At 66.9% G+C, this 20,749-nt stretch carries 21 protein-coding genes; 13 read left to right on the top strand and 8 right to left on the bottom strand.

Annotated features, from left to right (window positions below; translation table 11 throughout):
* Positions 1–43 precede the first annotated feature (43 nt).
* The 8 genes from fabD to gmk all read left to right on the top strand — a co-directional run bounded on the left by fabD (position 44) and on the right by gmk (position 6,864).
* Positions 44–1,006, top strand: coding sequence for an ACP S-malonyltransferase (fabD, locus tag ACW18C_RS08950; protein WP_492070539.1), 963 nt, complete (start codon positions 44–46; stop codon positions 1,004–1,006).
* On the top strand, positions 949–1,614 hold the full coding sequence (locus ACW18C_RS08945; RefSeq protein WP_492070538.1) for a rhomboid family intramembrane serine protease: 666 nt from the start codon (positions 949–951) through the stop codon (positions 1,612–1,614). The genes fabD and ACW18C_RS08945 overlap by 58 nt, the downstream gene beginning before the upstream one ends.
* On the top strand, positions 1,614–2,354 hold the full coding sequence (fabG, locus tag ACW18C_RS08940) for a 3-oxoacyl-[acyl-carrier-protein] reductase (protein WP_035308603.1): 741 nt from the start codon (positions 1,614–1,616) through the stop codon (positions 2,352–2,354). Before ACW18C_RS08945 ends, fabG begins: the two co-directional genes overlap by 1 nt.
* Before the next feature lie 170 nt (positions 2,355–2,524).
* On the top strand, positions 2,525–2,764 hold the full coding sequence (locus ACW18C_RS08935; RefSeq protein WP_008264317.1) for an acyl carrier protein: 240 nt from the start codon (positions 2,525–2,527) through the stop codon (positions 2,762–2,764).
* Between the two features lie 154 nt (positions 2,765–2,918).
* The gene (gene fabF / locus ACW18C_RS08930; RefSeq protein WP_492070537.1) at positions 2,919–4,190 is read left to right on the top strand and encodes a beta-ketoacyl-ACP synthase II; all 1,272 of its coding nucleotides are present in this window, start codon (positions 2,919–2,921) and stop codon (positions 4,188–4,190) included.
* 1 nt (position 4,191) lies between these two features.
* Positions 4,192–5,352 carry an endolytic transglycosylase MltG gene (gene mltG / locus ACW18C_RS08925; protein ID WP_492070536.1) on the top strand — a complete coding sequence of 387 codons (1,161 nt, stop codon included), beginning with the start codon at positions 4,192–4,194 and terminating at the stop codon, positions 5,350–5,352.
* Positions 5,349–6,233 (top strand): YicC/YloC family endoribonuclease, encoded by an 885-nt coding sequence (locus ACW18C_RS08920; RefSeq protein ID WP_492070535.1) that lies wholly within the window; start codon positions 5,349–5,351, stop codon positions 6,231–6,233. The genes mltG and ACW18C_RS08920 overlap by 4 nt, the downstream gene beginning before the upstream one ends.
* On the top strand, positions 6,223–6,864 hold the full coding sequence (gene gmk, locus ACW18C_RS08915) for a guanylate kinase (RefSeq protein WP_008262586.1): 642 nt from the start codon (positions 6,223–6,225) through the stop codon (positions 6,862–6,864). Before ACW18C_RS08920 ends, gmk begins: the two co-directional genes overlap by 11 nt.
* Positions 6,865–7,129: 265 nt before the next feature.
* Here the strand turns inward: gmk and ACW18C_RS08910 are convergent, their stop codons facing one another.
* The 7 genes from ACW18C_RS08910 to ACW18C_RS08880 all read right to left on the bottom strand — a co-directional run bounded on the left by ACW18C_RS08910 (position 7,130) and on the right by ACW18C_RS08880 (position 16,164).
* Positions 7,130–8,260 carry a pyridoxal phosphate-dependent aminotransferase gene (locus ACW18C_RS08910; RefSeq protein ID WP_492070534.1) on the bottom strand — a complete coding sequence of 377 codons (1,131 nt, stop codon included), beginning with the start codon at positions 8,258–8,260 and terminating at the stop codon, positions 7,130–7,132.
* Positions 8,257–9,066: a 16S rRNA (adenine(1518)-N(6)/adenine(1519)-N(6))-dimethyltransferase RsmA gene (rsmA, locus tag ACW18C_RS08905; RefSeq protein ID WP_492070533.1), complete on the bottom strand. Its 810-nt coding sequence runs from the start codon at positions 9,064–9,066 to the stop codon at positions 8,257–8,259. Before rsmA ends, ACW18C_RS08910 begins: the two co-directional genes overlap by 4 nt.
* Before the next feature lie 8 nt (positions 9,067–9,074).
* On the bottom strand, positions 9,075–10,070 hold the full coding sequence (pdxA, locus tag ACW18C_RS08900) for a 4-hydroxythreonine-4-phosphate dehydrogenase PdxA (protein ID WP_372704495.1): 996 nt from the start codon (positions 10,068–10,070) through the stop codon (positions 9,075–9,077).
* Complete coding sequence (locus tag ACW18C_RS08895; protein ID WP_230307514.1) at positions 10,067–11,422, bottom strand: peptidylprolyl isomerase; 1,356 nt, start codon at positions 11,420–11,422, stop codon at positions 10,067–10,069. Before ACW18C_RS08895 ends, pdxA begins: the two co-directional genes overlap by 4 nt.
* Before the next feature lie 72 nt (positions 11,423–11,494).
* A complete protein-coding gene (locus tag ACW18C_RS08890) occupies positions 11,495–13,927 on the bottom strand; it encodes an LPS-assembly protein LptD (protein WP_426025934.1) in 2,433 nt (810 codons plus the stop codon).
* Between the two features lie 33 nt (positions 13,928–13,960).
* Entirely contained in the window at positions 13,961–15,097 is a 1,137-nt protein-coding gene (lptG, locus tag ACW18C_RS08885) for an LPS export ABC transporter permease LptG (RefSeq protein ID WP_492070532.1), read from the bottom strand.
* Positions 15,094–16,164, bottom strand: coding sequence for an LptF/LptG family permease (locus ACW18C_RS08880; RefSeq protein ID WP_492070531.1), 1,071 nt, complete (start codon positions 16,162–16,164; stop codon positions 15,094–15,096). The genes lptG and ACW18C_RS08880 overlap by 4 nt, the downstream gene beginning before the upstream one ends.
* Before the next feature lie 206 nt (positions 16,165–16,370).
* Between ACW18C_RS08880 and ACW18C_RS08875 the strand changes: the two genes are divergently transcribed.
* Genes ACW18C_RS08875 through ACW18C_RS08860 form a run of 4 tightly spaced genes read left to right on the top strand, consistent with a single transcriptional unit; the run spans position 16,371 to position 18,976 of the window.
* Positions 16,371–17,846 (top strand): leucyl aminopeptidase, encoded by a 1,476-nt coding sequence (locus ACW18C_RS08875; protein ID WP_492070530.1) that lies wholly within the window; start codon positions 16,371–16,373, stop codon positions 17,844–17,846.
* Positions 17,847–17,866: 20 nt separating this feature from the next.
* On the top strand, positions 17,867–18,325 hold the full coding sequence (locus ACW18C_RS08870) for a DNA polymerase III subunit chi (RefSeq protein ID WP_492070529.1): 459 nt from the start codon (positions 17,867–17,869) through the stop codon (positions 18,323–18,325).
* Between the two features lie 11 nt (positions 18,326–18,336).
* Positions 18,337–18,651: a hypothetical protein gene (locus tag ACW18C_RS08865; RefSeq protein ID WP_008259400.1), complete on the top strand. Its 315-nt coding sequence runs from the start codon at positions 18,337–18,339 to the stop codon at positions 18,649–18,651.
* A gap of 25 nt (positions 18,652–18,676) precedes the next feature.
* Positions 18,677–18,976, top strand: coding sequence for a hypothetical protein (locus tag ACW18C_RS08860; RefSeq protein ID WP_008260357.1), 300 nt, complete (start codon positions 18,677–18,679; stop codon positions 18,974–18,976).
* 4 nt (positions 18,977–18,980) lie between these two features.
* Here ACW18C_RS08860 and ACW18C_RS08855 read toward each other — a convergent pair whose 3' ends face one another.
* Complete coding sequence (locus tag ACW18C_RS08855) at positions 18,981–19,907, bottom strand: LysR family transcriptional regulator (protein WP_492070528.1); 927 nt, start codon at positions 19,905–19,907, stop codon at positions 18,981–18,983.
* A 117-nt stretch (positions 19,908–20,024) separates the two neighbouring features.
* Here ACW18C_RS08855 and ACW18C_RS08850 point away from each other — a divergent pair, with 117 nt between their 5' ends.
* On the top strand, positions 20,025–20,723 hold the full coding sequence (locus ACW18C_RS08850) for a pirin family protein (protein ID WP_154725398.1): 699 nt from the start codon (positions 20,025–20,027) through the stop codon (positions 20,721–20,723).
* The last annotated feature ends 26 nt before the right edge of the window (positions 20,724–20,749 follow it).

Here is a 20,749-nt window from a genome sequence, read left to right as displayed (position 1 = left end):
CCTTAGGGGTCCGCGCCTTGATCAATGATTCAGGGAGCGGTCGATGACCCTCGCACTTCTGTTTCCGGGACAGGGCAGCCAGGCCGTCGGCATGGGCGCGCAACTGGCCGACGCCTTCGCCTCCGCCCGCGAGGTCTTCGCCGAGGTGGACGAAGCCCTGGGCCAGAAGCTGTCGGTGCTGATGCGCGAAGGCCCCGAGGACCAGCTGACCCTGACCGAGAACGCCCAGCCCGCCCTGATGGCGGTCTCCGTGGCGGCGATCCGGGTGCTGAAGGTCGAGTTCGGCTTCGACGTCGCGACGGCGGCCTATGTGGCCGGTCACTCGCTGGGCGAATATTCGGCCCTGGCGGCGGCGGGGGCGATCTCGCTGTCGGATACGGCGCGGCTGCTGAAGCTGCGCGGCCAGGCTATGCAGCGCGCGGTTCCGGTGGGGCAGGGGGCCATGGCCTCGCTGATCGGACCAAAGACCGATCTGGCCCTGGCCGAGGCCGCGGCGGCGGCGGGCGCCGAACTGGGCGTCTGCGTGGTCGCCAATGACAACAACGCCGGGAACATCGTCATCTCGGGCGAGAAGGCGGCCGTGGACCGGGCCATCGAAAAGGCCAAGGAACTGGGCGCGCGGGCGATCCCGCTGAACGTCTCGGCGCCCTTCCACTGCCCGCTGATGCAGCCGGCGGCGGACGAGATGGCGCAGGCCCTGGTGTCGGCGACCATCCTGGCGCCGGTCGTGCCCGTGGTGGCCAATGTGCTGGCGCGGCCGGAAAGCGATCCTGAGGTCATCCGCCGCCTGCTGGTGGAGCAGGTGACCGGCCGGGTGCGCTGGCGCGAGAGCATGGAGTGGATGGCGACCCCAGATTCGCAAGACGGGGGCGGCGTGACGCGCTTCGTCGAGATCGGCTCGGGCAAGGTGCTGACCGGCATGGCCAAGCGGATCGCGCCGGACGCCGAGTGCCTGCCGCTGAACACGCCGGAAGAGCTGGAAGCCTTCGCCAAGGCTTTGGTCTAAAAGCCGTGACACGGGGCTCAGCGATCCTATGGACCTGGGCGGCGAGCATCGTCCTCGTCTGGATCGCGGTTGCGGTCGATCTTGGGCAACCGCTGTGGGCGCGTCAGCATTCCATTGACCTGACGGCCTATGGGGCCTTCGAAGGTCGCACTTTAACGGTGGAGCACGGGTGGAGGCTGCTGGCGTCGCAATGGTTGCACGTCAAGTTTCCACATATGTTGTTCAACGCCGCTATCATCGGCCTGGTCGGGGCGGCGTTGACGCGGCGGATGAACTGGCCTTCGGTACTGGCCTTGGGCTTGATCGGGGGCGCTTGCGGGCAGTTGGCGTCAGCGCTGGCGCAGCCGCAAGCCTATGTGTCTGGGGCTTCGCAGGCCTATCTGGCGCTCTGTGCGACCGCGCTTTTTGTGCTGGATCGCAGGAGCGTGGGCTGGTGGTCGGCGGTCGTAGGCGTTCTGGTCAGCGTGGCGCTGGACCTGTTCGTGAGCGGCCATGAGGGCGTAAAGCCCGGACATATCGTACCTTTCGTCATCGGTTTGATCGTTGGCGGCGGTTTTCTATTGTTGGACAGACATCGGCCTGATGGGGCGGTGCTTCGGAGGACATGATGTTCAATCTTGCAGGCAAGACCGCGCTGGTGACCGGCGCGACGGGCGGGATCGGCGGGGCGGTGGCGCGGGCGCTGCACGCCCAGGGCGCGACCGTGGTGCTGTCGGGCACGCGCGAGGCGGTGCTGGCGGACCTGGCCAAGGAGCTGGGCGAACGGGCGCATTTCGCCACGGCGAACCTGTCGGACCCCGAGTCGGTCGACAATCTGGTGAACGCGGCCGAGACGGCGGCGGGCTCAGCCCTGGACATCCTGGTGGCCAATGCAGGCATCACCAAGGACGGCCTGCTGATGCGGATGAAGGACGAGGACTTCCAGTCGGTCATCCAGATCAATCTGGAGAGCTATTTCCGCCTGACCCGCGCGGCGGTGAAGGGGATGATGAAGCGCCGGTCGGGCCGAATCATCGGCGTGACCTCGGTCGTGGGCGTCACCGGAAATCCGGGCCAGACCAACTATTCCGCGTCCAAGGCCGGGATGATCGGCTTCTCCAAGTCGCTGGCGCAGGAAGTCGGATCGCGCGGCATTACGGTGAACTGTATCGCGCCGGGCTTCATCGCCTCGCCGATGACCGATGTGCTGAACGAGCAGCAGCGTGAGACCATTCTGGCCCGGATTCCGGCCGGTCGGCTGGGCACCGGCGACGAGATCGCGGCCGCCGCCGTCTATCTTTCGTCGAACGAAGCCGCCTATGTCACGGGCCAGACCCTGCATGTGAACGGCGGCATGGCGATGATCTGATCGCGATCACGAAATTCAACAGACTATTTCTTGCCCGAAAGCCTGTGCTAAAGGGCAGAACGCAACGGCGGTTCGGGCTTTCGGGCTTGCGTCGCCTTCGCTGCCGTGAGACGGCGATTTACAAGCTACCCCCGCCTCTACGGCGATTTCAAACAGGCAGAGAGACACTCATGTCCGACACCCTCGAGCGCGTTCGCAAGATCGTCATCGACCACCTGGACGCCGATCCGGACAAGGTCACGGAAAAAGCCAGCTTCATCGACGACCTGGGCGCCGACTCGCTCGACAACGTCGAGCTGGTGATGGCCTTCGAAGAAGAATTCGACATCGAGATCCCGGATGACGCCGCCGAGCACATCCAGACGGTCGGCGATGCGGTCAAGTTCATCGACGAAAAGTCGGCCGGCTGATTTCAGCCCCCGACTGGCGGCCCGCTGGGCCGACGGTTCACAGGGCCGCCCGGCGCTCCTAGCGGAGACGCCCGGCGGCCTTTACTGTTTCTGACCCATGCGAATCCGAAGTGATTCTCCGGGTTTGGACTGGAGAATTTTAGGAGCACGCACCATGCGCCGCGTCGTCGTTACGGGCATCGGTCTGCTGACCCCCCTGGGTTGGGGTGTCGAGAAGAGCTGGAAGGGCATCGTCGAGGGACGGTCGGGCATCCGCCCGATCACCGCCTTCGACACCACAGGCTATGGCTGCACCATCGCCGGCGAAGTGCCGAGCGTGAATGGGCGCGGCGGCGGCGGCGAAGGCGACTTCGACCCCGAGAAGATCATGTCGGTCAAGGACCGCAAGCGCGTCGACGACTTCATCCTGTACGCCATAGCGGCGGCGGACGAGGCCCTGGCCGACGCGGACTGGAAGCCCGAGACCGACGAGGACAAGGAACGGACCGGCGTCATGGTCGGCTCCGGCATCGGCGGCCTGGGCGCGATCGCCGAGACGGCCATCGTGCTGAAGGAACAGGGGGTGCGCCGCGTCAGCCCCTTCTTCATCCCCAGCGCCCTGATCAACCTGGCCGGGGGGCAGATCTCGATCCGCCACGGCCTGAAGGGACCGAACCATGCGGTCGTGACGGCCTGCGCCACCGGCGCCCACGCCATCGGCGATGCGGCCCGGATGATCGCCCTGGACGACGCCGACGTGATGGTGGCCGGCGGAGCGGAAAGCTCGGTCGTGCCGCTGGGCATCGCCGGCTTCCTGGCCTGCAAGGCTCTGTGCACCGCCTATAACGACACGCCGGACAAGGCGTCTCGTCCCTATGACCGGGGCCACGCCGGCTTCATCATGGGCGAGGGCGCCGGGATCCTGGTGCTGGAGGAATACGAACACGCCAAGGCGCGCGGGGCCAAGATCTACGCCGAGGTCGTGGGCTACGGCATGAGCGGCGACGCCCACCATATCACCGCCCCGTCCGAGGACGGCGAGGGCGGGGTGCGGGCCATGAAGATGGCGCTGAAGCGGGCCGGAATGCAGCCCTCGGACCTCGACTATGTCAACGCCCACGGCACCTCGACCATGGCCGACTGGATTGAGCTGAAGGGGATCGAGGGTCTGGTCGGCGATCACGCCCAGAACCTGGCCGTCAGTTCCACCAAGTCGATGACCGGCCACCTGCTGGGCGCCGCCGGGGCCATAGAAGCGGCCTTCTGTGTCCTGGCCATCCGGGACCAGGTGGCGCCGCCGACGATCAATCTGGATGACCCGGAGATGGAGACGCCGATCGACCTGGTCCCGAACAAGGCCAGGCCGATGAAGATCGATGTCGCCATGTCCAACAGTTTCGGCTTTGGGGGCACAAACGCCTCGGTGATCTTCAAGAAGGTCGACTGACATGTTCGGACGGGGGCGGGTTGAAAGGGTGCGGGGCGGTTCGGGTCTGACGGTGACCTTGCTGACCGCCTCGGCGACGTTCAGCCTGTTCCTGATCGCCGCCCTGGCGATTGTCTGGGGCGTCTACTACGGCCCGGGGCCTGGCGCCCGTCAGGGAGACCGCACGGTCGTGACCCTGGCCAGCGGATCGGGCGTCTCGGCCATCGCCGCCCAGCTGAAGGCGGCGGGGGTCATCCGCTCGACCGACCTGTTCAAGGCGGCGGCGACCTTCACCGGGGCGGACCGCAAGCTGCGCGCCGGCGAATACGAGGTGCCCTCGGGCACGTCGCTGGGCGGAGTGCTCAAACTGTTGGTCGATGGCCGGGTGGTGCGCCATTTCGTGACCCTGCCGGAAGGCTGGTCCTCGGCCCAGGCGCTCGACATCCTGAACAAGGAGCCGGTGCTGACCGGCACAGTCGATGTCCTGCCGGAGGAAGGCAGCCTGTGGCCCGACACCTATGAGATCGCACGCGGCGACACGCGCCAGTCGGTGATCGACCGGATGCAGCGGGCCGCCAGCGAAAATCTTCGTCTCCTGTGGGCGCAACGTGGGCCGGGAACCGTGGTGCGGAACCCCGAGGAGGCGGTGATCCTGGCCTCCATCGTCGAAAAGGAAACCGGGTTGGCGGCGGAGCGGCCACGTGTGGCGGCGGTGTTTTCCAACCGGCTGCGTCAGGGGATGCGGCTGGAGAGCGATCCGACCATCGTCTATGGCGTCACCCAGGGTCGTCCGCTGGGGCGGGGCATCCGTCGGTCGGAGCTGGACCGTCAGACGCCCTGGAACACCTATCAGATCGATGGTCTGCCGCCGACGCCCATCGCCAATCCGGGCAAGGAGGCGCTGCAGGCCGTGCTGAATCCGCCGGCTGAACAGGCCCTGTTCTTCGTCGCGGACGGATCGGGCGGTCACGCCTTCGCCGCCACCTATGAGGAGCATCTGCGCAATGTCGCCCGCTGGCGTCAGATCGAGCGCCAGAAGGCCGGATTGCCGCCCGAGGCGCCGGCGCCGGTCGCGCCGGGAACCAGCGCTGTCCCGATGGCGGAACCGGTCGAACCGGCGCCTCAGACGTCCGGGCAGGCGACCCTGACCCTTCCCGTCGGCGCCTCGCGAGGCGCGCCATGAGCCGGCTGTCCGGCATGACCGGCTTCGGTCGGGCGGACGGGGCGGGCGAGGGCTGGACCTGGTCTGTCGAGGCCCGCTCGGTCAACGGCCGCAATCTGGAGGTCCGGTTCCGCGGCCCCAATGGATTCGATGGTCTGGAACGGGCCGCCAAGGCGGCGGCCCAGGCGCGTCTGGCGCGCGGCCAGGTCACCATCGGCGTTCAGGCCAAACGGGTCGAGACCGGCGAGGCGGCCGTCACCATCAATGCGGCGGTCCTGGCCCGCTATCTGACCCTGGCCAATGAGCTGGCCGAGGACGGGGCGACCCCGCCGTCCGCCGACGGCCTTCTGGCCCTGCGCGGGGTGATCGAGGCGCCGGAAGAGGTGGACGATCCCGAGGCCCGCGCCATTCTGGAAGCCGCCATGGCCGGAACGGTCGAAGCGGCGCTGGACGCTCTTAAGATGTCACGCGAGGGCGAAGGCGCGCAGCTGACGCCGGTGCTGGAAGAGTTCACCCGCCGAATCGAGGCCCTGGTGGCCCAGGCTGAAAGCGAGGCCACGGCCCAGGTCGCGGCCATCCGCGATCGGTTCAGCCGCCGCATGGCCGAACTGGCCCCTGATGCGCCGGGTCTGGAAGACCGAATCTTCCTTGAAGCGGCGGCCCTGGCGACCAAGGCGGATGTACGCGAGGAGCTGGATCGGCTGACGGCCCATATCGATGCGGCGCGCCAACTGCTGGTCTCGGCGCCCGCCGGGCGGAAACTGGACTTTCTGATGCAGGAATTCATGCGTGAGGCCAACACGCTCTGCTCGAAATCGGCTACGACCGCGCTCACCGGAATCGGCCTCGAACTGAAGGCCGTCATCGAACAGTTGCGTGAACAGGTCCAGAATGTCGAATGAACGCACGCCCCGCCGGGGCGTCCTCCTGATCGTCGCCAGCCCGTCGGGCGCGGGCAAGACGTCGCTGTGCCGCCGGTTGATGGCGGATCACGGCGGGCTGGAGCTGTCCGTGTCGATGACGACCCGCGGCATCCGGCCGGGCGAGGTCGATGGGCGCGACTATAATTTCGTCGATCGTGAGCGGTTCCAGAAGCTGATCGACGCCGACGCCTTCCTGGAATGGGCCGATGTGCACGGCAATCTGTACGGCAGCCCGCGCGGCCCCGTGGACCGCGCCCTGGCCGAGGGTCGCGACGTGCTGTTCGACATCGACTGGCAGGGCGCGCGGGACGTGGCCGAGAAATGCCCGGAGGATGCGGTGCGGGTGTTCATCCTGCCGCCCAGCCTGGAAGAGCTGCGCCGTCGCCTGATCACCCGGTCGCAGGATTCGGACGACGTCATCGAGCGCCGCGTCGCCAACGCCAAGGGCGAGATCGAACACTGCGACGCCTTTGACTATGTGATCGTCAACGAGGATTTCGACCGGTCTTACGCCGAGCTGGCGCACATCTATCATGCCGAACGGTCGCGTCGTTTCCGCAATCTGTGGGTGGGCGACTACAAGGCCGCCCTGCTGCGCGAGCCGGTCTGAGAAGAACCCGATCCGGGCAATCGACCTGGAAAGAACAACGACACCGCGGCCGGCGGAGGGGGAACAGTGCCGCCGCGGTGTCGTCTTCGGCTGAGAAGCGGCGCCGACATCACGCCAGGCGGGGGCGTCCTACGCGACGTCGACTTCGGCGCTGCTCAACTGCACCCTTTATTCCACAACAGGAGTTCCAGAGGGTAAATTTCTATCTAGGGGCGATTGCTTAGGTACGCCCCACGATTGCCAGGTCGATGTTTTGCGGATGCGATCAGAGCGGCGTGCGCGCAGCGAACCAGGGCGTAAGTCGCGCCAGGGCCGTCTCAACCTCGGCCGTGGAAACGGCGAAGCTGATGCGGATGAAGCGATGGCCGTCGACGGGATCGAAATCGACGCCGGGCGCGGTGGCCACGCCGGTATCGCGCAACAGTTGTTCGCAGAAGGCCACACTGTCGTCCGTCAGATGGCCGATATCGGCCCAGATGTAGAAGGCGCCGTCGGGCGGCGCGATCTTCTTCAGACCGAGGGCCGGCAGGGCCGCCAGCATCAGGTCGCGGTTGCGGGCGTAGGTCTGGATATGGCCCTCGAGTTCGTCGATCGCGTCCATGGCGACCAGGCCGGCGTGCTGGCTGAGGCTGGGCGGGGTCAGGAACATGTTGCCGATATAGGCGCGGGCGGCGTCGATCAGGGTCTCGGGAACCAGCAGCCAGCCCAGGCGCCAGCCGGCCATGCTCCAGTATTTGGAGAAGCTGTTGATCACCATGGCGTCGGGCGCGAACTGCAGCATCGACGGCGTCGGGCCGACATAGGACAGGCCGTGGTAGATCTCGTCCGAGACGATGGCGATGTCGCGCGCACGACAGACCTCGGCGATGGCGGCGAGTTCGGCGTCGGGGATGACGGTGCCGGTCGGATTGGCGGGGCTGGCGATGATGACGCCGGCGGGGGCCGGATCCAGGGTTTCCAGTTGAGCGGCGGTCAGCTGGAAACGGGTCTCGGGGCCGCAGGCGATCTCGACCGGTTCAAGGTGCAGGGCGCGCAGGGTGTTGCGATAGGCGACATAGCCGGGGCGGGCCAGGGCGATGCGGTCGCCCGGCCTGAAGCGGGTGCTGAGCGCCAGGACGAGGGCGGGGGAGGCGCCGCAGGTCAGGAGGATGCGGTCGGGATCGACCGTGACGCCATAACGCTTGTCGTACAGGCGCGTGATCCGGGCGCGCAGGTCGGGGCTTTCCCAATAGCCCATGGCGTCGGCGTCCAGCACCTCATGCGCGCGGGCGATGGCGGCGGCGGGCGCGCCGGTCGAGGGCTGGCCGAACTCCATATGGATGATCGACCGGCCTTCGGCTTTCAACTGGTGCGCCAGACGGCTGATGGTGATGGCGCGGAAGGGTTCGACGGTCATGCCAGCGCATCCGCAAGCCGCAGGAAGCCCGCCACGTCCACCGTTTCAGCCCGCACGTCCGGCTCGATGCCGGCGGCCTCGCACAGGGCGGCGCCGCCCAGCTGTTTCAGGCTGGAGCGCAGCATCTTGCGGCGCTGGCCGAAGGCGGCGGCGGTGACGCGTTCCAGCTTCTTCAGGCGTTCAGGCGACGGCCGCTCGTCCAGCGGGACCAGATGGACCACGGCCGAGGCCACCTTGGGCGGCGGGGTGAAGGCGGCGGCGGGCAGGTGCATGACGATGCGGGCGGTGCAGACGGCCTGGGAAATGACCGCCAGCCGGCCATAGGCGTCATCGCCCGGCCCGGCGGCGACCCGCTCGGCCACCTCCTTCTGGAACATCAGGGTCAGGCTGTAGGGCAGCCAGGGACCGGTCAGCCATTTGATCAGCAGGGCGGTGCCGACGTTGTAGGGCAGGTTGGAGACCATGTGGGCGGGTCCGGAGACCAGGTCCGCCTCCTTCACCTTCAGCGCATCGGCCTCGACGATGGTCAGACGGCCGGAGCCGTCGTCGAGTTCGGACAGAAGGGGGATGAAGCGCGGGTCCTTTTCCACCAGGACCACGGGACCGGCGTCGGATTCCAGCAGGGCGCGGGTCAGGCCGCCGGGGCCGGGGCCGACCTCGATCACGGCGCGGCCGTCGAACGGCCCGGCCATGCGGACGATCTTGCGCGTCACATTGAGGTCCAGCAGGAAATGCTGGCCGAAGCTCTTCTTGGCCAGCAGGCCGTGGGCGTCGAGGGTTTCGCGGAGGGAAGGAAGGTCGGTCACAGGCCCTGTTAGCGCGCGGCGCGCGCCGCCGCCATCTCCGAAGCCAGTCGGACGGCGGCGATCAGGCTGTCGGCGCGGGCGATCCCCTGGCCGGCGATGTCGAAACCGGTGCCGTGATCGGGCGAAGTGCGGATGATCGGCAGGCCCAGGGAGACGTTCACTCCGCCCCAGAAGTCCAGGGTCTTGACCGGGATCAGGGCCTGATCGTGGTACATGCACAGGGCGGCGTCATAGCCGGCCCGCGCCTCGTCGTGGAACAGGGTGTCGGCGGGCCTGGGGTCGGTGATGTCGATTCCCTCGGCCCGCAGCTGCGCAGCCACCGGGCGCAGGGTCTCGATCTCCTCCACGCCCAGAGCGCCGCCTTCGCCGGCGTGAGGGTTCAGGGCGGCCATGGCCAGGCGCGGACGGGCGATGGCGAAGTCGCGCTTGAGGCTTTCGTGAACCACGCGGGCGGTGCGGGCCACGCGGTCTGCGGTGATCAGTTCCGCGACCTGTCCCAGGGCGACGTGGATGGTGACCAGGCAAGCCCGCAGATCCCTGGCGGTCAGCATCATCACCGGCCCCCGCGTGCCCGGATAGGGGGCGTCCGCAGTCAGTTCGGCGATGAATTCCGTATGGCCCGGAAAGCGGAAACCCGAGGCGTACATCGGGGCCTTGGCGATCGGCGCGGTCACAAGGCCCGACGCCTCGCCGGACAGGACGAAACTGACCGCTTCTTCGATGCCGTCGGCGACGGCCGGCGCATTGGCCGGATCGGGACGGCCGACCTCGACCGCGGCCGGCAAGGGGCGATGGATCACCGGCAGGGCGCGCCCGAAAGGCTGCAGCGCATCGGCGGGGGTGTTGATTTCGACCACCAGCACGCCCTGAGCGCGGAGCAGGTCTGCGTCGCCGATGACGGCGAAGGCCAGCGGCTCGGTCTTCAGGGCGTTCCAGGCGGCGGCCACGATCTCCGGCCCGACGCCGGCGGGTTCGCCCAGCGTCAGGACCAGAGGCCGGGTCATTTGAACTCGATGAGGGCGTCGCTACGCAGATCGCGCAGATAGCGGCGCTCGAGCACGGCCAGGTTCTGGGAACGCAGACGACCCTCGACCTGTTGACGGTTCGGGGCCTCGGGGCCCCCGACCCGGCGACCGCAGACGGCGACCAGGTGCAGGCCCAGCGGGGTGCGGATCGGCGTGGAGACCGAGCCGATCTCGCCGGTGCGGGCGAACTGCTGGAACTGGGGCGCGAGGTTGGCGACATCTGATTCGCCGAGGTCCGCTCCGATCACGCCCTGGGTCGCGCGCGCCTGGGACAGGATGTTGTCGCAGTTCAGTCCCTGACGCAGGCCTTCCAGAGTGCGGGTCGCGGCGGCCAGATCGGCTTCCGACGCCGTCTCGGGCAGTTCGACCATCAGTTGCCGCAGAGAGACCAGGCTGGTCGCCGCGCCGTCGCGCTTATCGCGCATATAGATGATGTACACCCCGCCATCGACGGCGATCGGGTTCGACAGCTGGCCGGGCTGGAGTTGGTCGAAGATGGTCTGAAGCGCGGGCTGGACCGTGCCCTTGACCACCCAGCCGGCGTCGCCGGGCACCCGGGCCGAAGCCGAAGGCGCCGATGAGAACTGTTGGGCGACGGCCTGGAAGGGCGCGCCCTGGATAATCTGCTGCACCAGTTGGCGGGCGCCGTTCATGGCGGCTTCCTGACCGCCGACTCGGGCCGCCTCGATATAGATTTCGCCGATCAGATACTGGGGCTGGGCGGCCGCGTCATTGAGACGACGGACTTCCTGATCGACTTGAAGCGTGCTGGGACGCGCGCGGCTGTTGAAGCGACCGGGCACCAGCTGTCCCCAGCCGATCTCGGTGCGCAGGCTCTCGCGGAAGGCGTTCGGCTGGATGCCGCCCTGCTGAAGGAACTCCATATAGGCGGCGGGGGTGACGCCGGCCTGGCGCGCCATCTGGGCGATTTCCTCGTCGATCTCCTGGTCGGTGACTTTCAGGCTTTCGAACTTGGTGATCTCCTGCGCCTTCAGGCGCTGCTCAATCAGCCGGTTGAGGGCGGCCTGCTGGATCGCCGGCAGGTTCTGCTCGGTCGGCTGGACCTGCGACGAGGCGATCAGCATCAGCATCTGCTGACGCAGATCGAATCCCGTGATGATCTTGTCGTTCACCGTGGCGACGATGCCGTCGGCCATCTCGAACTGGGGGGCGGGGCGAGCCGTTGCGGGACCGTCGCCGGCCGCAGGATTCGGCGCTCCGGCGGCGGACGCCTGCGGAGCGGCCGGAGCGGACGCCGTCTGACCATGAGCCGAACCGGCGAGGAGGACCGCCGCGAGCGCAGCCCCCGTCGAATAACGCATCAAACCCATTGGTCGTCCTGATTCCTCACAGCGGTCCGTTTGCCAGGTCGGCAGACGGTCGCGCCCCGTAAAGCGTCATGCTCAACGCATTTCACCCTGTCCATAACCTGAACCTCCGAAAGTGGCGAGGTTTAGGCGTATATAGACGCCGTCCGACGGTCCGCTGGCCCGCACGCGTGTATTGTCGCGGCGATATCCGAACTCGACGCGGAAACAGTCGTCGTCGAACAGCACGCCGACCTCCTGACGGGTGATGACGTTCCGTTCGAGATCGGCGATGCCCGTGACGGCGACGCCCCAGTCGCCATAGACGAACTGTTGTCCCGAAAGCTGGACGAATTCGTAGTTTCGATTCTGATCGCCGGACAAGGGATTGGATCGATCGACGATATAGCTGACGGACGCGAGATTTCGGCGTCCCCAGCGGCCGTCTACTGCGGCCTCGGCGCGACGAATGTCGCCGGACCCGTCAATGGTGGCGTGACCCCAGCTGCGAATTCGGTCGGAAGGAGAGAAACTGCCCTGCACCACCCAGTCCGACGCCGAGGACGCAAGACCGGTCGGATCGTAAAGCGCGCCGGTCGTGCTGTCCGGCACCGTGGTGCGGAAGGCGTCTTCGTCATCGGCGCGATAGCTTCGGCCGACGAACAGGCTGGCGCTACGGCCTTCGGACCAGCGAACCGTCGCACGACCGCCGGCCGTGACCCGCGATCCGCCCTCGACCAGATCGTATCCGGAGAAGCGATCCATGCGGAACAACGATGACTCGTCCAACTCGATGACCTGCGAATCCTCGTTCGGGATGCGGGGATCTATGTCGGCCTTGTTGGAAACCGAAACCTGTACGACCGGCTCGAGGATGATGTCCGCGCGCTGGGTGCGTTTGATCAACGGATAGCTGACATCGACCCCGGCGCTGAAGCGCGTGCGGCTGAGCGACTCGTCGCTGTCGACCCCCATCATCGGCGGCAGATCGGACAGGGAGTAGAGATCGACCCTCGCGTCGACAAACGGCTCGACCCGCAGACCCAGGCCAGTGATGAAGGTTCGACGCCATTCCGCCTGGGCGGTCACTCGCCGGCTATCCACGCCGGACAAGCCCGTCGTCACCGCCGGCACGATGTCAGGGTTCAGGATCGGCGTGCCGACGAAATTATCGCGGTACAGCGAAACCGCCGATCCCTTCAGCCGCAGTCGACCGCCGAAGACGTAGCCTGCGGGTTCCCAGCGCGCATCGATCAGCGGCGCGACCAGGGGCAGATCGTCGTCCTCCTCGAACACCTTGAAGCCGGAGGCGTCGCGGAAGTCGTTGGCCTCGAAGGCGGGGTCCAGCCGCAGGCTTTGAATGGAGAAGGCGGCGACCGAAACATAGGATTGCTCGGTCTGACGCTCGGCGTAGATCTGGCTGATCAGCCGACGACGGTCACCGTAATACAGCCCGTTGTCCTGATAGGTGTTGCGCACGTCATACCGGTCGAACAGGGTCTTGTCGGACGTGCGCTCCGCCGTGAAGCCGAAACGCCAGGGGCCGTCAGGATCGTATTCGCCGTGGGACAGCAGATAGCTGCGGTGTTCCTTGTCGCCGAAACGGACGTTGCTTTCATAGGCGCCGTCGCCGTTCAGGTCGAAATCGCCGAAATTGCGTTCGTAGGTGTAGCCGCCGCGCGCAAAGATCGAAGCGTTCACGAACCGGCGGCGCCATTGCAGGTTCAGCAGCGGCGCGACGCGCGTGTTGATCTGCGGACTGATGAGCCAGTCCTCGGACGGCGACACGACGTGAAGATAGGGAGCCTCGATCGAGACGCCCCGGCCTTCATCATAGTTGATGATCGGCACCAGCAAGCCAGACGCCCGTTTCACCGTAGGGTCGGGGTGGGCGAAGAACGGGGTGTAGAAGACCGGGACGCCGCCGACCCGGAAAATGGCGTTGCGATAGATGACGGCGCGCAGGGCTTCGTCCTGGACCACCTTTTCCGCCTGGATCGAGATGCTGGGCCGTTTGGGACCGTTTGCATCACAGATCGGGCAGGGGGTGAAAATGGCGTAGTTCAGTTCATTGACGTTTTCGCTCCGCCGAACCGCCGTCGCCGCCATCAGACTGGCGCCGTTCTCGAACCTTGTCGCGAAATCGACCGCTATGGCCGCCTTCAGGTCGCGATCGGTTTCCAGATGGCTGGCGTAGACGATGGTCCCATCCGCCGACACGGCTTCGACGCGCCCGCTGGCCGAGGCGGCGCCGCTGGACAGGTCATAGGCGAGGTTGTCGCCACGCAGCACATTGCCGTCTGCGCGCAGATAGACCCGGTCGCCGCCGTTGCTTTCGGCGGTGATAAGATCGCCGGTGCGGCTGGTGCTGGCGGCGTCGACATAGACGGCGCCTTGAGGCAGGCCGTCCGAGGCGGGCGTCGTCTGCGCTGCGGCGACACCGGCGAAGGGGACGCAGACGAACAGGGCCGCGCCGGCCAGAAGCCGCGCCCGGAAGGCCTTCGAACGCTGATCGCGATCACCCTGCATGAACCATCCGTCTGTCTTGAGCGAGGCGCTCGCTTAGCCGTCTTCGGTATAGAACAGCAAGGTGAAGGCGGCGAGCGCCGTCAATATCGGCGGCAACCAGGCCGCCGCGAAGGGGGGCACCACCTCGGCCGATCCCATGGCGGACGAAAACTGGTTCAGGAAGAAGAAGGCGAAGCCCAGGACAACGGCCGCCACGCTCATCTTCGCCAGGTCGCCCAGGCGCATCAGCCGCAACGAAAACGCCGCCGCCAGGATCGACATGGCCGCGAACACCAGCGGGGTGACCAGCAGCTGCTGGAAGCGCAGGCGGTAGGCGGTGGAGGCGAAGCCGGCGTCCTCGATTCGCTGGATCTGATTCGGCAACGACCAGAAGGGCGTCGATTGGGGGCGGGCGAACCGCTCGAAGGCCTCTTCATCCGCCAGGCTGGAGAGGAGGTCGAGGCTGGAATAGGTCACGGCGCGCTGGCCGATGCTGGCGCCCACCGCATCGGTCAACCGCCAGCGGCCGGCGCTGAGAGCGGCGGACCGGGCGTCGATCCGTTCCGAAAAGTCCCGGTTGCCCTCTGCATCGGTCGTGTAGATGAAGAAGGTGACATCCAGCAGCCGGGCGTTGGCGCGGTCCTGCCGCCCGGCGCGAATGATCATCTGCCTCTGGTCGTCGCCCTCGCGCAGCCAGATGGCGTCGTTGGAACTGGCGCCGGGGGCTGTTCCAGAGATGCGCGCCCGTTCGCGCTGCCACAGCCCGTCGCCGGCCGAAGCGAGCGGGCCCAGAACGGTCACGGTCAGAACTCCCAGGACCAGGGCCATGCCTGCAGCCGGCAGCACGAACCGCCAGGCCGAAACGCCCGCCGCCCGCATGGCCACCAGTTCGCTGCGCCGATTCAGGCCGATATAGGCGGCCAAGGTTCCGAACAGGAAGACGAAGGGCAGAAGCTGAACGATCACCGACGGCGATTTCAGGGCTACGAGGCCCAGGATACGCAGGGCGGACAGGTCCTGATCCGAACCCACGCCGCGCGACACCTCGACGAAGTCGATGAGCATGACCAGGGCGGAGATCACGGCCAGGGCCACGCCCAGGGAACGAAGCTGCTGGATCAGCACATAGCGTTCGATCCGCCCCAGCCGAGGCAGACGCAATCGGGAAGGCGAGAGAAGGGCCAGGGTCATGCGAATCTCGCGCGCAGCCGGTCGATGACCGGCAACTTTCGGCGCTTGCGGGGCTTGAGGGCGCGGAACAGCAGCCGCACGGCCGCTGCGACGACGATCAGGGGCGCCAGATACTGCAGGATGTTCATCCACGGGTTCCAGGCGCTGGCGGCCACCAGTCCGTAGCCGATCACCCGGACCAAAAGGAAGACGCCCGCCGCCTTGGCGATCCGAAGCGAATAGCCGGTGCGGCTGAACGATCCGCCCATGATGGCGGCCAGGGCCATGGCCATGGCGACAAGGGCGTAGAGTGGGGCGGCGATGCGGGCGTGGGCCTCGGCCAGCAGTTCGCCGCGCGAGCCGGCGGTCTCCAGCACGCGAGGCGAGGGGTTCAACAACTGACGAAGATAGAGGTCGGCCGGCTTGTAGCGAATCTGCTCGGTCACGCCGGAGAACTGGCCCAGGGGGAAGTCGTATCTGTCAAAGGACAGGGTCTCGAGCACGCCGCGCGACGAATATTTCTGCCAGGAACCGTCGATCATGGTGAGAACCGGCTCATTGGCGGCGTCACGACCGAAACGCGCCTCGGCGGCGCTCCAGTTCTGGGTCGACTTGCCGTCATCGAGGTAGACGAACAGGTTTTTCAGAAGGCCGTTCTGTTCGATCTGCTGGACATAGACGGTCAAGCCGTCCGGTCCCTGGACGAACTGGCCCTCCTCGACCAGCAGGGCCGCCAGGTCCGTGCGAATGGCGAAAGCCTGGTTGCGGGCTTCACGCTGGGCCCACGGCTGGGCGAACAGGGTCATCACGAGATTCAGAATCAGCACGAGGAACGCCAGTCGCGCCGCGGGCGAGATCACCTGCCATCGCGTCATTCCGCCGGCGAAGGCCGCCGTCAGTTCCTGCTCGCGCTGCATTCGGGTCAGGGCGATGAGGGCGCCGACGAACAGACCGATCGGCAGGATGACCGCCAGCAGCTGGGGCAAGGCCAGCAGGGTCAGTTTCACCATGACCCACACGCTCTGGCCGCGTTCGACAATGACTTCCAGTTGGTCGAGGCTTTGGCTCAGAATTCCGATTCCAGCCAAGGAAGCGCAGGCCGCAACCACGGGCAGCGAGATCTGGCGGAAAAGGTATCTTTGAATCAGGGTCATGGGCGGATGGACTTCGCCCGGTTGCAGGCGGCGATAATGAGGCGCATCTAGTAGCACAGGAGGGCGCGTCCGCGACAAGCAGACGCGCCGTTTGTCTTTTTCTATCGTAACGCCGGGTGGGGCCTGGCTGGAGTCGCTGTATGAAGATCGAGTTCGTCGCCGCCGTCGACGCCGCTGAAATCCTGGCCGTGCCGGTTCATGATAATCGCGCCCTGGCCGGTTCCGCCCCTGATCTGGACGCCAAGACCAACGGCGCCCTGACCAAGGCGATGTCCAAGAGCCGCTTCGTCGGCAAGTCTGGACAGACGCTGAGCATCGCCGCGCCGTCGGGCGTGAACGCCGATTGCGTGCTGCTGGTCGGCGCCGGGGCTGCGGACAAGCTGGACGACCTGGCGGTCGAGGCCTTCGGCGGCTCCGCCTATGCGGCGGTGAAACTGTCGGGCGCCGAGGTTCTGACCATCGACGCCTCGGGCCTGACGCCGGAACAGGCCGCCCGCGTGGGCTTCGCCGCCCGTCTGGCCGCCTATCGGTTCGACAAGTACCGGACCACCCAGAAGCCCGACAAGATCCCGTCGATCACCGCGATCCGCGTCGTGACGTCGGACCTGCGCGCCGCCGAGGCCGCGCTGGAGCCGCTGTCGGCCGTCGCCGACGGCGTGATCTTCGCCCGCGACCTGGTGTCCGAGCCCGCCAACGTCCTGTACCCGGCCGAGTTCGCCAAGCGGGTCAAGGCGCTGGAAAGCCTGGGTCTTGAGGTCGAAATCCTCGGCGAGGCCGAGATGGAGACGCTGGGCATGCGCACCCTGCTGGGCGTCGGCCAGGGCAGCCGTCGCGAAAGCCAGTTGGCGGTCATGAAGTGGAACGGCGGCGAGGCCGGCGGCCAGCCGATCGCCTTCGTCGGCAAGGGCGTCTGCTTCGACACCGGCGGCATCTCGATCAAGCCGGCCGACGGCATGGAAGATATGAAGTGGGACATGGGCGGCGCGGCCGCCGTGACCGGAACCATGATCGCCCTGGCCGGCCGCAAGGCCAAGGTCAACGCCGTCGGCGTGCTGGGTCTGGTCGAGAACATGCCGGACGGCGACGCCCAGCGCCCCGGCGACGTGGTCGTGTCGATGTCGGGTCAGACGGTCGAGGTGATCAACACCGACGCCGAGGGCCGCCTCGTCCTGGCCGACGCCCTCTGGTACACGCAGCAGCGTTTCAAGCCGAAATTCATGATCGACCTGGCCACCCTGACGGGCGCCATGATCGTGGCCCTGGGCCTGGATTACGCCGGCGTCTTCTCCAACTCGGACGCGGTCGCCGATCCGATCCTGGCGGCGTCGAAGAAGGTGGGCGAGAATTTCTGGCGGATGCCGATCCCCGACATCTATGAACAGCACATCGACTCGAAGATCGCCGATGTGAAGAACACGGGCAACGGCCGCGCCGGCGGCTCGATCACCGCCGCCCTGTTCCTGCAGCGCTTCACCAACGGCGTGCCGTGGGCGCACCTGGACATCGCCCCGACCGCCTGGGCCAACAAGAGCCCCAGCCCCACCGTGCCGGAAGGCGGCGTCGGCTTCGCCGTGCGCACGCTGGATCGCATGGTGGCCGACGCCTACGAAGCCTGAGTTCCGGACGGTAGAGCCGGATGAGCGGCAAGCCCGAAATCTGGTTCTACCACCTGGAGCGTTCGACGCTGGACCAGGTGCTGCCGACCCTGCTCGAGAAGACCCTCGAGCGGGGCTGGCGCGCCTTGATCAAGTCGTCCCACGCCCATCGGCTGGACGACGTGGACGAGCGGCTATGGACCTTCCACGAAGAAAGCTTCCTGCCGCACGGTCGGGCGGATCAGCCCCATGCGGATCGTCAGCCTGTGCTGCTGAGCGAATCGGGAGAGAACCTGAACGGCGCTCAGGCGCTGTTCATCGTCGACGACGCAGAACTGGGCGTGACGGAAGAGTTTGAACGATGCTTCATCATTTTCGACGGTCGGGACGAGCCGGCGCTGCAACACGCGCGCGGACGCTGGAAGACGCTGAAAGAACAGGGCGCCAATCTGGCCTATTGGCGTCAGACGGACGAAGGGCGCTGGGAAAAGGCGGCCTGATCGCCGGGTTCGTGGGACTGGGTCTGCTGGCGGCCTGTTCGACGCCCGTCGCCGACCAGCCGGCGCCCCGCACGGTCGAACGCGCCCAGCTGAACCCGCCCGTCGGCAGCCGTATGCCGACCGGCCAGACGACCGACATCTGCAAGGCCGGCGAGATGCAGTATCTGGTCGGCAAGTCCCGGACCGAGATTCCCGTGCCGGTGGATGTGGTGAACCGCCGCGTCACCTGCACCACCTGTCCTGTCAGCCAGGACTATTCGGCCTATCGGCTGAACATCTTCTACAACGCCGACACCGGCATCATCGAACAGGTCCGCTGCGGCTAGGCCGTGACGGACCCCGGAGACGACCATGAAGACCGCCTTCATCCTGAGTTCCCTGATGGCCGCCGGACTTGCGCTGTCGGCCTGCGCCCAAACGCCCGCAACGCCCCCAGCGCCGGGCGGCGAGACCGCCTTCAAGGCCTGCAGGGTCGAGGATTACCAGGCCTATGTCGGGCGCAATCGTTCGACGCTGCCCGCCGCGCCGCAAGGGCAGAGCTTCAGGGTGCTGTGCACCACCTGCGCCGCGACCATGGACTATCGCGAGAACCGGGTGAACTTCGTCTATGACGAGGCGTCGGGCGTGATCCAGCAGGTGAAGTGCGGCTGAGGCGTCAGCGCCCGACCGTATCACCGGGCCACAGGGGGCCGCTGAACCGTCTGGCCAGATAGTCCATCAGGGCCGTGACCCGCGCCGGTCGCGGCCCGCCGCCCGGCGCGACCAGGTGCAGGGCGATGGGCGCCAGTCGCCAGTCGCTCATCACCGTGTCCAGATGACCGTCGGCGACGTCCTTCCAGTAGATGAAGTCCGGCTGAGGGAAGACTCCCAGGCCCGCGCAAAGCGAGGCGGTCAAGGCGTCTGAGTTGTTGGCCCGAAGCGGGCCGCGCGGTCGGACCGACACTTCCTCCCCCGCGTCATTGATGAACCGCCAGACGTCGGGGGTGGGCATATAGGCGTATCCGAGACAGGCATGACGTTCCAGATCGTGCGGATGGGTCGGGCGGCCGCGCTGGGCCAGATAGTCCGGCGAGGCCACCAGCCGGCGCTCGACAGGCCTCAGGCGACGCGCCGTCAGGGAGGAATCCGGCAGGGTGGCGATGCGCAGGGCGCAATCGAATCCGCCGCCGACCAGGTCGATCACCTCGTCCGACAGATGCAGGTCGACAGAGACGTCGGGATGGGTGGCCAGAAACTCGGGCAGGGCGGGGGCGACATAGGCCATGCCAAAGGACATGGGGGCGGCCACCCGCACGAGGCCGCGCGGCGTTACCGACATGTCCAGGGCCTCCGACACCGCCCCCTCGGCCTCGGCCAGCATCAGGCCCGCGCGCGCCGCCAGGGTCCGACCCGCGTCGGTCAGGGAGAAGCGGCGCGAGGTCCGGTGCAGCAGGGTGGTCTTCAGCTGCTGCTCCAGCCGTGTAACCGCCTTGGACACGGTCGCCTTGGACATTCCCATTACGTCGGCCGCGCCGGAAAAGGACTGGGCCTCCGCCACCTTGGCGAAGATGGCCATGGCCTCGAGGTCGGGCAGGCGGGACATGGCGGCCTCTGCGTTGGAAACGATGAGTTTCAGGTGTTTCTATTTCTGTTCGGTCGTCGATATCTATCTTGGCGTCAAGTCAATGACGCCGGGACGGCCCGGCCTGAGGATAGACCGATGATCGAGCGTAGACCGTTTGAATCGCTGGGCGGCGCCAACCATGGCTGGCTGAACGCCAAGCATCACTTCTCCTTCGCCAACTATTATGATCCCAAGCGGATGAGCTGGGGCAATCTGCGGGTCTGGAACGACGATGAAATCGCCGCCGGCACCGGTTTCCCGCCCCATCCGCACGCCGATATGGAGATCATCACCTATGTCCGCGACGGGGCCATCACCCATGAGGACAGCCTGGGCAACAAGGGCCGCACCGTGGCCGGGGACGTCCAGGTGATGAGCGCGGGCACCGGCATCCGTCACTCGGAATACAACGCCGAGCCCGATCTGACCCGGATCTTCCAGATCTGGATCGAGCCGACCAAGCGTGGCGAGGCGCCCAGCTGGGGCACCAAACCCTTCCCCAAAGGCGAACGTTCGGGCCAGTTCGTGGTCCTGGCCTCGGGCTTTGCAGGTGATGCGGACGCCTTGTCGATCCGCACCGACGCCCGGATCGTGGCGGCGACCCTGAACGCCGGCGACAGCGCCGACTACGCCCTGGGATCGAACCGCCGCGCCTATCTGGTTCCGGCCAAGGGCGAGATCGAAGTCAATGGCGTTCGCCTGAACGCCCGCGACGGCGCTGCGATCGCCCAGGAGGATGTCGTGACCGTCAGGGCGATCTCGGACGCCGAGGTCGTGCTGGTGGACGCGGCCTGACGACGAACGGCGCCGGGCGGGACGAA

Source organism: Brevundimonas sp. FV1ye7S (genome assembly GCF_058680995.1).
This window is presented reverse-complemented; position numbering and strand designations above follow the sequence as displayed.